We start from the raw sequence: 12,408 nt of genomic DNA, 5'->3' as shown, positions 1-12,408 counted from the left end.
ATCCCGGCCCTGCTGCCGGGCAAGTCCGCCACCATCCAGGCCAAGGTCGCCACCCCGATCAACTCCGACTCCGGCAACAAGCGCAACGAGTACGTGCTCGGCTGGGACGTCCGCAAGATCGCCGACGGCACCTGGCTCTCCGCCGGCACCGGCGGCATCCCACCGCTCAAGCAGAACGTCGCCGTCGAGGACCCGACCTCCAACACGCTCGGCATGGAGAAGTTCTACGGCTACACCGGCAAGAACACCGGCGCCGGGTCCTCCGTGATGAACAACCTCGGCTCCGGTAACACGGTCTGGCAGTACAACCCGTTCACCAACCCGGGTCGTGGTCTGACCACGTTCTTCCGGATGGCCTACAACTCGCTGGACACGTCCGACACCGTCTCCGGTCACGGCTGGTCGATGCAGGCCTCGGGCCCGATCCGGCTGGGTGCCCCGCTGGAGTTCCACCCCAAGCAGAATCCGACGGAGATCCGGCTCCCGGACGGTGACGGCACCACGCACGTCTTCCGCTGGGACAGCGTCAACAGCGTGTGGAAGGCCCCGGCGGGCGTCCACTACAAGGTCACCATGAAGTCGGGCCTGGACTGCCAGCCGACCAAGGACCCGGTCCCCGACGCCTGGACGCTCACCCGCCCGGACGGCACGCGGTTCCTGTTCGGCTGCGACGGCTATCTCACCTCGACGGTGGACCGGAACGGCAACACGCAGACGTTCACCTACGAAGAGCGCCGGTCCAACAACAAACCGACCAAGTTCCTGACCTACATCACGGACCCGGTCGGCCGTCAGAGCCTGACCGTCGACTACTGGACCAAGGGCCAGTCCGGTTACCAGTACGTCAACGACTCCGGAGTCCTCACCACGGACACCGGAGCGCTGAACAACTCGAAGATCTACGACCACATCCGTTCGGTGACCGACATCTCCGGCCGGAAGATCGAGTTCTTCTACACCACCAAGGGCCTGCTCGGGCAGATCACCGACGGCGTGGGCTCGTCGCAGCCGAAGGTCTTCAAGTTCACCTACGACGCCACGCAGGGGAACAAGAACGTCAAGCTGGTCAAGGCCACCGATCCGCGGGGCAACGCCACCAACCTGGCGTACTACGCGCCGCAGGCGGGGGACGACCCGAAGTACCACTGGTGGGCCAAGACCGTCACCGACCGGCTGAACAACGCGACGACGTACGCCTACAAGGCCAACACGTCGAACACGAAGTTCACCGACACCAAGGTCACTGACGCCGAGAGTCACAGCACCGACTATGTGATCGACGACTTCGGCCGTCAGGTGCAGATCACAAACGCCAAGTCCGAGACCACCAGGATGAACTGGGACGCGGACAACAACGTCACCTACATCGAGGAGGCGAACGGCGCCAAGACGGCCTTCTGCTACGACCAGAAGACCGGCTACCCGCTGCGTGAGTGGGACGCGGAGACGACCAGGACATGGACGTCCGAGCAGCTCATCGCCACGTACTACTGCGACCCGGCGAACGGGTCCAGCCTGCCGGGCGCGGCGAAGTTCGAGTACCAGACGCGTCTGGACGGCTTCTCGGCGGACCTCTTCCGCAAGACGTCCCGGCAAGGCCGGGCCTGGCTGTTCGGCTACGACGACTTCGGCAACCTGAAGAAGGTCACCGACCCCAAGGGCGTCGCCACCTCGACCGTGGACGACTACACGACCACGTACGACTACGACGCCTACGGTCAGCAGATCAGGTCCGTCGACGCCAACGGCAACCCGACGACGAACGCCGACTTCGACCCGTCCGGCTACCCGAAGACGATCACGGACGCGGAGAACCACGCGACGAAGTTCGTCTACGACGTGCGGGGCCAGGTCCGCGAGGTCACCGACGCACTGGGCAAGAAGACCACGCAGGACTACGACACGTTCGGCCGTCCGATGGCCAACAAGGTGCCCAAGGACCAGGCGGCCGGTGACTACATCACCACGCCGGCACCCGTGTACGACGCCAACGACAACGTGACCTCGTCCACCGATCCGGCGGGCGCCGTCACCACGGCCGTCTACAACGCGTCGGACGCCGTCACCGCGTCCACCGGACCCGACAACAACAACACCAGCCGCACCACCGCCTACACCTACGACAAGGTCGGAAATCTCAGGACGACGACCGAGCCGAAGGGCGTGGCCACCACCGCGGACGCCACGGACTTCGTCACCACCAACCAGTACGACGCGATCTACCAGCTCACCGGCGTGCTGGATTCCGAGAACGACAAGATCTCCTACGAGTACGACAACGTAGGAAACCTTGTGACGGTCATCGACCCGAGGAAGAACGCCACCTCGGACACCACCGACTACACGTCGAAGACGGCCTACGACCTCAACCACCGGGTCGTCAAGGGGACCGACGCCGCGGGCAAGTACACCACCACGGAGTACGACAAGGACTCGCTGGTCGTCGCGGCCACGGACAAGGAGCGCAACAGGACCGAGGTCGTCTACGACGAGCGTGGCATGCCCGTCGAGAAGAAGGAGCCCTACGAGGGGACCACGGTCCGCACCACCAAGTACGAGTACGACCAGGTCGGCAACCGCACCAAGGTCATCACTCCGCGCGGTGTGAACACCGCCGACTCCGAGGACTTCACCCTTCGCACGGAGTACGACAAGCTCAACCGTGCGGTGAAGCAGTTCCAGCCGTACGACCCGGCCGACGCCCGCTTCAACAGCCCGAACGTCTACACCCAGACGGTGTTCGACGCGGTGGGCCAGGTGAGCAAGGTCTCGGCACCGCCGTCGTCGGGTGAAACGGTCCGCATCGACACCGACTACACCTACTTCGACAACGGCTGGGTGAAGTCGTCCACGGACGCCTGGGACATCCGGACCACCTACACCTACGACAACGTGGGCCGGCAGACCGGGCGCACCCTGACCGGGGCGGGCGGTTCGCCGTCCCGGACCATGAACACCACGTACTGGCCGGACGGGTCGATGAAGACCCGTACGGACGCGCCCTCCGTGGGCACGGAGCGCAAGTCGTTCGCCTACGCCTACGACGCCAACGGCAACACCACGTCGATCGACGACACCTCGGCGGGTGCGAAGATCGACGCGTACACGATGACCTACACCGGCCTCAACCAGATCGAGAAGGTCACCGAGGCGCTCGCCGGTGAGGCGAAGAAGACGACGTCGTACCTGCACGACGTGAACGGCCAGACCGAGTCGGTCACCCACCCCGACCAGTACTCCCACTTCACCTACGACCTGCGCGAGCTGGTCAAGGCGGTGAAGGTCGGCACGTCGCCGACCGACACCGCGCCCAAGGTGACGGAGTACACGTACACCGACCGCGGCCAGATGCTGCGGGAGACCAAGGCCAACAAGAACACGGTCGACTACACCTACTACCTCAACGGAGAGCTCAAGAGCACCACGGAGAAGAAGGCCGGCGGTGCGCTGGTCGCCTCGCACGTCTACGCCTACGACGCCAACGGCAACAAGGCGCAGGACGTCGCGAAGAAGATGAACGCCGACAACCATGCGGCGTTGCTCGAAAGCACCAGCAATTACACCTACGACCCGGCCGAGCGGATCGCGAAGGTCACCAAGACCGGCAACGGCGCCACGACCGAGACGTACGTCCACGACAACAACGCCAACGTCATCAGTCAGACGGTCAAGGGCGTTCCCACCACCTTCGACTACGACCGCAACCGGCTCGACACCTCGACGACCAACGGTGTCCTGGCGACGTACAACTACGACGCCTACGGACGTCTGGACAACGTCACGTCCGGCGGCAAGACCCTGGAGGACAACACCTACGACGGCTTCGACCACGTCATTCAGCACACCAAGCTGCAGAGTGACGGCACCTCGAAGACGACGAAGTACACCTTCGACCCGCTGGACCGCAAGACGGCCAAGACCGAGGGCACCAAGACCACCGACTACAACTACCTCGGCACGAGCGGCGAGGTGCTCGACGAGCGGGTGGCGGGTGAGATCACCAAGTCCTTCCAGTACAGCCCGTGGGGCAAGCGCCTGTCGCAGATCAAGCACAACAGCGACGGCACCGAGGAACTCGGGGTCTACGGCTACAACAGCCACACCGACGCGGAAATCCTCACCGACAGCACGGGTGACACCAAGGCGACCTACGGCTACACCGCCTACGGCAAGGACGACGAGTCCGAGTTCACCGGCATCGACAAGCCCGAGGCCGCCCAGCCGGACAAGGAGGCCTACAACCCGTACCGCTTCAACTCCAAGCGCTGGGACGCTGCTTCCGGCACGTACGACATGGGCTTCCGGGACTACAACCCGGGCCTGAACCGCTTCACCACCCGGGACATGTACAACGGCGCCCTTGCCGACATGCGGCTCGGCAGCGACCCGTACACCGGCAACCGGTACTCCTTCTCCGGTGGCAACCCGGTCAGCAACGTCGAACTCGACGGACACTGCTTCGGGATCGACTGGTGCGAGGCGGCCGGGGAGGCCATCTCTGACACCGCCAACGGCATCTTCATGGGTACCGGTGAGGTCTTCTACGGCCTGGTGTCGAACGTCCCGCACGCGGCGGAGTACGCCGGCTGGCTCGTCGACGGCGACTGCTGGGGTGACGGCGGTCCCGGTACTCCGGGCTGCGACTACGGCACGCAGTTCGACAACTGGGCGGCGAGCCACGGGTACAACACCGAGAAGTGGACGTACACGCTTCCCAGCATGGTCGCCGACCTGGTGACCAAGAAGGCGGGCCCCAGGCCGTCGCCGGGCGGCATGCCCAAGAAGAAGACTCCTCCGGCGCCGAAGCCCACCACACCGGCAGCGCCCAAGAAGGAGAAGTACGCCGACCGCGACGGCTACATCTCGCTGTTCAAGGCGCCTCAGCCGGGCAAGGGTGCGGACCAGTACAACAACGGCTACCGGGCCGCTGACTTCCCCAAGGATGCCGAGAACGACGGCAAGGCGTACTTCGGCAGGAGGTACAGCCTGGTGGAGGAGAAGTACGCGAGATACTTCAAGGAGGGCGTGATCGAGATCCGCATTCCCGAGGACGACTACAATCGCTACTTCAAGGACTACGAGAAGGACTACGAAGGCGGGCCGGACGTGGAGGTCCCCATTCCGAACACCATGTTCGACCGGCTCAACAGCTATCCCAGAGAGTGGCACCGTGACTGACGAATGGGCCGAGACAAAGCGGAACTACCCCGTCGGGTCACAGCTGACGGGCACCGTCGCACGAGTCGCTCCCTTCGGCATCTTCGTTTCCGTCCAGGGTGCGCGGCCCTCCGGTGTGGTCGCGGATCTTGCCGGGATGCACAAGGACGCCGCCGACGACTCGGTGGTGCTCTGGCCCCGGGTGGGTGACTCGATCACCGGGGTCGTCGTGGAGCATTCGGAACACAACGAAGAGCTGAAGATCCATCTGACCTGATCGAGCAGGTCGTGGAACAACGGACGGGTGAGCCTCCTCGGAGGCTCACCCGTCCTCTTGCTGCGTCCGCCCATGTGCGGCATCAACGGAGATCCGACATGCCGGCCGTGCGCCACGAAGCCGATGAGCAGGCCCCGTGACATCACGGGCCGGCGTCCGGCCGGGTCGCCCTGTCGCGCGACCCGGCCGTCACCGTGCTGGGCAGGCCGTCAGTGCGCGGCCGGGTTGACCACGCTGATCGTCAGGTCGTGACCGGTGTCGCCGGTGACCGTGACCTTCACCCCATGGCCCGCGACCTTGACGCTGGCCTGCGGGGCCGACGTGTCGTAGTACGCGTTCGGGTCGGTGTCGTCGAAGACCGCGATGCCCGGGACCGAGGGCGCGCAGGCCGCCTTCGTCACGACCGTCTGCTGCTGGCCCTTGCCCGACAGGACCTCCTTGTGGAGGCAGGTCGCGTCGGTGGCCTCCAGACCGAAGGTCGCGTCGAAGGGCTGGCGCCGGTTGCTCGGCGCGGTGCCGTCGTCGTACCTGAACGGCGTCGGGCGGGCGTCGACGGCCATGGCCGCGCCGCCGCCGGGGTGCGAGCTGACGTTGTTGTCGTCGTACGACCGGTCGACGTACCAGACGAGCATGCCGTTCTGGTACCTGAAGAACTCCACCCAGTCGGGTGCCGTGATGCCCTTGCTGAACTGGTACGGGCCCTCGGCCAGGAGCGCGTCGCTGCCCACGTACTCGCGGTTCTCGACCAGGTAGTAGCGCGGGAACGTGGCCGTCTCGGTGCCGGTCGAGATCTTCCACCTGCCGGTCGCCGTCCAGCCGCCGACGCCCTGCTCGACGTCGTCGGTGACCAGCGTCGTACCGCCGGAGGACAGTGCGATGTCGTCCAGGAACGCGCCGGCGAAGTGCACGCCGCCGTCGGTCTGGTAGCGGAAGCGGAACAGCGAGGGCTTGCCCTGGGAGTCGTACGCGTAGCGCAGCGTCGTCCACTTGCCGGCGGAGGAGCCGTCGACGGCGGCGCCCGCGCGGAGCCAGTTCGCACCGCCGTCGAGGGAGTACTCGGCGAAGAGGTAGTCGTAGTCCGCCTCGATCTCGTACCAGGCGCTCGCCGTGACGGTCACCCGCGAGGCGGCCGGCACGGACCGGGTGAGGGACTGGTTGAGGCCGTCGGCCGAGCCGGTCCACCAGGCGTGCGTGCCCGAGGCGGGAGTGGCGTACGTGGTGCTGCTCGTCTTGTCGGGCAGCGCGACGCGGACCGCCTGCTCCTTGCCGGTGACCTGGAGCTGCGCCGGGTTCAGGGTGTACGAACCGGTGGTTCCGACGGGCGCGTCGGCGTAGTCGAGCCAGCCGAGGAAGAGTTTCTCCTCGGCGCCCATCAGGCCGGGGTGGGTGCCGATGCCGGCGCCCGCGGCAGCGCCGTGGCTCAGCCAGGAGCCGGAGCTCATCAGGGTCCAGAAGGCGGTGGAGTTCTCGCCGCCGCCCGTGTCGTAGTAGTCCGGCAGGCCGAGGTCGTGGCCGAACTCGTGGCAGAAGACGCCGAGTCCGCCGTTCTCGCCCTCGGTGGTGTAGTCGCCGAGCCAGTACTTCGACTGGCCGATACGGGCGCCGCCGGCCTTGTTCTGCGTACCGGCCACGTCCGGGCCGGTCAGGCCGTAGTCGTCGCCGTTGACGTACCAGCGGTGCGACCAGATGGCGTCCTCGCCCTGCGCGCCGCCGCCCGCGTCCTCGCCCATGCCGGCGTGCACGGCCTGGAAGTGGTCGATGTAGCCGTCGGCCTCGTCGAAGTTGCCGTCGTGGTCCCAGTCGTTGCGGTCCCAGACGTCGAACTGGGCGAGGTGGGCGTCGATCTCGGCAGGGGTCTTGCCGGCCGCGATCTGGGCGTTCCACCAGGCGTCGCCGGTGTCCTGGACGAAGGCCCACGAACCGCCGTTGTCCTCGACGGCGTTGTCACCGTAGAAGGAGGCGTTGTAGGGGACCTTGACCCAGTCCTCGACGACGTTGGTCACCGAGTAACGGCCGCCCGAGAGGTTCTCGTAGTACGTCTTCATCGACTCGCCGGGGCCGTTGAAGAGGTTCTCGTAGTACGCCTTGTTGAAATCCGCCGTCCAGGTGTTGGAGTTGTCCACGCTCCGGTCCGGCTGGACTATCTGGTTGTGCAGGGGGCCGGGAGTGGTGCCGTACCGTCCGGCGCTCAGGTCGCCGAACTCGGAGAGGATGGTGAAGATCTTCTCCTGGCGTACGGCCGTGGTGGTCTGCGTCTCCACGAACTTGCCGGGCGCCACCTCGACGACGCCCCGGGCATTCGCCTTGGCCTTCCCCTTGGCGATCTTGTCGATCGCCTGCTCGCGCAGCTCGGTGCGCTGCTTCGTGAGCGGTCCGGGGCGATTGTCGGAGCGGTGCGCGGTGGCGGCTTCCGAGGCTGTCGGCGACGTGTCCCCGGCCTCCTGCGCGGCGGCCGGCTGCAGCCCCGCGGCAAGGAGAGCGGTGAGCGCCGACCCTAGGGTCATGCCCACGACAGATCTCTTCACGTTGCGATCCCTTTCGCATGCATGTGTCGCATGGCTCGCGTGGTTCCGTGTGGTGCTCGGGGTCTCCCCTGGCCCTCAGGCCGGGAGATGGGGTTGCCCCAGGGCCCTCAGGCCGAGGGGAAGGATCGCCTGGGGGAACGATCGCCGCAGAGTCTGGCACGAATGGAGTCGTTCCGAGGAGAGGGAGAGACCGTAATTCCGCCGGGACTTGCCGGGTACGGCGCGAGGACGTCCCGCGCGGCGCCCGCCGGGCTGTACGCCCCGGCACCGGCACGCCGCTTCCGTCCGCCGCGGTCAGCCCGCCTCCTCCAGCCTCCGCAGGCGCTCCGCGTCACAGGTACGGGGACACGTCGAGCACGCCCGGGCTGCGTCGAGGGTGTAGTACATGCAGCAGCCGAGGCGTGTGCGGGTCGGATGCCGCCGGCCGTCCCGGCCTGCCAGGCGGCGGAAGTCGGCGCCGCCCGGGAAGGGCGGGACGGCCGTCGGAAGCAGCTCGGTCGCGGCCCGGATCGCCCGGTCCTCCTGGTCGAGCATGCGGCCGAGGTACCAGATGCCCGAGACCAGGTCGTCGGCGGCCATGCCCCACAAGGCCCTCGACCTGCGGCGCGCATGGGGCCCGGCAGCCGCCAGCAAGGGCCCCGCGTGGTCGGCGACGGCGGCGCGCAGCTCGGCGCGCAGCGCCTCTTCGTGTGCCACCACCCGGACACCGGGCATCCCGGCGGCCGGATCGTCGGGCAGGCAGGTGAAAGAGGAACCCGGGACGATCTCGAACGCGGCCGCCGCGACGTCGATGCGGACGTCCTGCGGGGCGATGCGCGGCACGCGCCGCTCCACGTACCAGGGGCCGCTCATCAGCAGACTGACGGACCAGAGGTAGTCGTGCAGGGCGCGGGAGGCGGCGACGTCCCTGCGGGGCGCATGTCCGTGATGTTCCCGGATGCGGGCGGCCTCGGCGTCGATGAAGGCGTCCAGCGCTTCCTGGCTTCGCGCCAGCTGCGCCCCGTCGAGCTGTGCTTCGGGCGCGGCGGAAGCGATCCGCACGTTCAGCGCTTCGCATGAGGCCACGAGTTCGCGGTAGGTACGGGCGAGCGCGGAGGCCGCGGTCACGGCAGGGCGGGCTGTCGCGGGCCCGGTGGCCATGGTCATCGGCAGTCCTTCATGGAGCGGCACGTGTCGTCGGACGTCACAGCGAAAAGGTAAGCCTTACCTTAGTCACACTGTCGCCATGGTGATCGACGGGGTCGATTTCCGCGCGCGGCAGGGAAGTTGATAACTTAGGGTTGCCTAACTTCGGCTGTCGCGCCGAGGACCAAGGCCGGTCGGCCTGCGCCGCTGCCGACGTCTCCCCACGCCGCCCGTCCCCCACGTCCTCGACTCGGAAGGGGCCACCGCCCATGCGGTTGTACCTGCTCGCACTGAACCCCACCGACTCGGTCACCGAAGGCTTCCTCCCCGCCGCGGCCCGGCTCGGCCTCGACGTCACCGTGCTCACCGACCAGCCGGGGGCACACCGCCGCACCTACCCGGACGTCGAGGTCCTGGAGTGCGACGTACGCGACTTCCGCGCGGTCATCACCCGGCTCGCGACCCACCACACACCCGAGGCGGTCTTCACCAACAGCGACCACCTGCAGACCCAGGCCGCCCTCGCCGCCGACTACTTCGGACTCCCCGCCAAGCCCTGGCAGGCCGCCCTGCGCACCAAGGACAAGGCGCACATGCGCCGCCACCTCGCCGCGACCGGGGGCGACACGGTGTGGTCGACCGAACTGGCCGCCGGCCAGGACCCGGCCGTCCTCACCCGACTCGACGTGCCGTTCCCCTGCGTCGTCAAGCCCCGCGAAGGCGTGGCCAGCGAGGACGTGGTGCTCGTCCACGGTCCCGAGGACCTCCTGCCGCGCTGCGAGGAGATCCGGGAACGGCGCCCGGAAGCGCCACTGGTCGTCGAGGAGTACCTCCCCGGCGAGCTGTACACCCTCGAAACGCTCGGCGACGGTCGCGTACGGCACGTCCTGGGCGGCTTCCACACCGAGCTGTCCGCACCGCCGTACTTCATCGAGGAGCGGATGACCTTCGTCGCCGCCCACCCCGAGCCGGTCGTGAAGCAGATCCTCTCCCAGCTCGACGCGCTGGGCGTCGGCTTCGGCGCGTGCCACACCGAGTTCGTGGTGCACGAGGGCCGCGCCCGCATCATCGAGGTCAACTACCGTGCCATCGGCGACCAGTGCGACCTGCTGCTGGCCGATCTGCTGGACATCCCGCTGTTCGAGCACATACTCCGTACGCACCTGGGCGAGCCGCTGCCCGCCGACCTGGGCGCCCGTACCGACGGCGCGGCCCGGCTCGCATGCCCTTGCGCCGACAGGGCCGGCACGCTGACGTCAGCCCCGGCGGCCACCGATCTCGTCGTGGACGGGGTGAACCTGACGTACCGGCCGCTGCGCGAGGTCGGCGAGCGGCACGGTCTGTACCACACGAACCGCGACTACCTCGGCGTGCTCCGCGCCATCGGCACCGATCAGGAAGCCGTCGACCGGGTCGCGGCCGACTTCCTCGCCGCTCAGCGCTGGGAGTTCACCCCATGACGGTGACCACCACAGCCGTCGGCACCGAGGCGGACCTGCTGCTGCGTGTGCTCGGTGCGCTGCTGCGCGAGGACGTCGCGGGCCTGCGCACCCGCTCCATGCCGGTGGAGCGCCAGGACGGTCTCTGGCTGCGGCTCGCCCGGGACGCGGACGGTGACACACTGCTGCTCCCGGTCGTCGAGGACGGCTTCCAGAGCACGTACACGGCGCGACTTCCCTTGCTCGTACGGGAGTCGGACGGCCGTGAGCTCGTGTCCCACGACGACGTCCTCGCCGCCTTGAGCGCGCACGCGCACACCGCCGACCGGTCCGGCTTCGAGGCCTTCGCCGAGGAGTGCCGCCAGTCCCTGGCCACCATGCGGCTGCACGCCCGCACCCGCCAGGAGGTCACCGGCCGTCTCACCGGCCTCCACGGCGCCGACCCCGCCGAGTGGACGGGACTTGCCGGCGGCCTCGCCCACGACACCCTCGCCGCCCGCCATGACCACCCGGTCTACCCCACCGCGCGAGGACGCTCCGGCCTCGACGAGGAGCAACTGCGCGCCTACGCCCCCGAGTTCCACCCCCGCTTCGCGCTGCGCTGGATCGCCGTGCCGCACGAGGCCCTCACCGTCCCGGGCGGCACCGCCCGGCTTCCCGACCGGTGGCCCACACCGGCCGTCCTCGGCCTTCCGGAGCTCTTCCCCACCCATGTCGCCCTCCCCGTCCACCCGCTCACCCTCGGAGCGCCCCTGCGCGAGGCTCTGCGGGCAACGGGCCTGCAGGACCGTACCGTGCTCGCCGACCACCCGTGTCTCGAGGCCGTACCGACCCTGTCGATGCGTACGGTGGCTCTCGCCGCCGACCCCACGCTCCACCTCAAGCTGCCGATCGCCACCGCCACCCTGGGCCAGCGCAACCGCCGCACCATCAAGCCGGGCACCCTCGTCGACGGCGCCGCCGGCCAGCGCCTGCTGGGAGCGGTGGTCGCCCGCGAGCCGCGCTTCCGTGACACGGTCCTGCACGCCGACGAGACGGTGTACGCCCACGCCGGGCACGAACTCCTCGCCGTACTCGCCCGCCGCTACCCCGCCGGACTCGACTCCGCCGTCGTCACGCCCATGGCCGCCCTGCTGAGCGAGGCGCCGAGCGGCCGCATGGTGATCGACCACCTCGCCGACCGCTTCTACGCCGGTGACCCGATCGCGCTGCTCGACGCCTGCCTCACCCTGCTCTTCGACTGGCAGACCACGCTCTTCGGCTACGGCATCGCGCTGGAGTCCCACCAGCAGAACATCTCCCTCGTCCTGGACCGGGACGGGGACGGCCGGACCCGGCTACGGCTGCTGCTCAAGGACAACGACGGGCCGCGGATCAACACCGCCCGCATGCGGGAGACCCTGGGAGCCGACGCCCCGGAGCCGTCCGACTTCGACGACGCCCGGATCTTCGGCGAGGACGACAGGCCGGTCACCGACCTGTTCACCACCATCACCGTCCACCTGTGCGCCGGGGCCTTCGCCTTCGGGCTCGCCCGACGGGGCCGCGCCTCTCTGGGGACGCTGCTGGACCTCGTACGCGACCGGCTCGCCGAGGCCGTCGACCGGCTGGGGACCGGAGCCGGGGAGCCCGGCGGGGTCCTGCGCGCCCATGTGCTCGACGCTCACGAGCTGCCCGTCAAGGCGATGGTCACCGCGGGAACGCTGCTCACCAAGGAGCGTTCGGGGGCAGCGGACATCAACAAGCACTACACCACCGGCCCCAACTACCTCCTGCGGGCGGCGACGGCACGATGAGCGCCCCCGCACTCCCCAAGCCCCCCGGCCGGCCACGGGAAACGCCGCCCTCACTCCTGAACCGCCGCTCTCTCCGCATCCGCTGGAGC

Annotated in this window: 6 protein-coding genes; 4 read left to right on the top strand and 2 right to left on the bottom strand. The window is 68.4% G+C overall.

Annotation, left to right across the window (positions count from 1 at the left end):
- Window positions 1-5,178, top strand: a 5,178-nt coding sequence (locus tag AB0K02_RS23950) for an RHS repeat-associated core domain-containing protein (RefSeq protein ID WP_365994557.1), incomplete at its 5' end; no start/stop codon positions are given.
- Window positions 5,171-5,434 carry a hypothetical protein gene (locus AB0K02_RS23945; protein WP_365994556.1) on the top strand — a complete coding sequence of 88 codons (264 nt, stop codon included), beginning with the start codon at window positions 5,171-5,173 and terminating at the stop codon, window positions 5,432-5,434. The genes AB0K02_RS23950 and AB0K02_RS23945, both read left to right, overlap by 8 nt.
- Window positions 5,435-5,643: 209 nt before the next feature.
- Here the strand turns inward: AB0K02_RS23945 and AB0K02_RS23940 are convergent, their stop codons facing one another.
- The gene (locus tag AB0K02_RS23940) at window positions 5,644-7,959 is read right to left on the bottom strand and encodes an immune inhibitor A domain-containing protein (protein WP_365994555.1); all 2,316 of its coding nucleotides are present in this window, start codon (window positions 7,957-7,959) and stop codon (window positions 5,644-5,646) included.
- A gap of 294 nt (window positions 7,960-8,253) precedes the next feature.
- Complete coding sequence (locus tag AB0K02_RS23935) at window positions 8,254-9,105, bottom strand: (2Fe-2S)-binding protein (RefSeq protein WP_365994554.1); 852 nt, start codon at window positions 9,103-9,105, stop codon at window positions 8,254-8,256.
- A gap of 248 nt (window positions 9,106-9,353) precedes the next feature.
- Here AB0K02_RS23935 and AB0K02_RS23930 point away from each other — a divergent pair, with 248 nt between their 5' ends.
- Both AB0K02_RS23930 and AB0K02_RS23925 read left to right on the top strand, forming a co-directional pair.
- Entirely contained in the window at window positions 9,354-10,544 is a 1,191-nt protein-coding gene (locus tag AB0K02_RS23930; RefSeq protein WP_365994553.1) for an ATP-grasp domain-containing protein, read from the top strand.
- Complete coding sequence (locus AB0K02_RS23925; protein WP_365994552.1) at window positions 10,541-12,319, top strand: IucA/IucC family siderophore biosynthesis protein; 1,779 nt, start codon at window positions 10,541-10,543, stop codon at window positions 12,317-12,319. Before AB0K02_RS23930 ends, AB0K02_RS23925 begins: the two co-directional genes overlap by 4 nt.
- Window positions 12,320-12,408 lie beyond the last annotated feature (89 nt).

The sequence above is a fragment of the Streptomyces sp. NPDC049597 genome, assembly GCF_040675505.1.
In the GTDB taxonomy this organism is placed as follows: domain Bacteria; phylum Actinomycetota; class Actinomycetes; order Streptomycetales; family Streptomycetaceae; genus Streptomyces.
The sequence above is the reverse complement of the archived record's forward strand: the minus strand, read 5'-3'. Positions and strand labels throughout refer to the sequence as shown.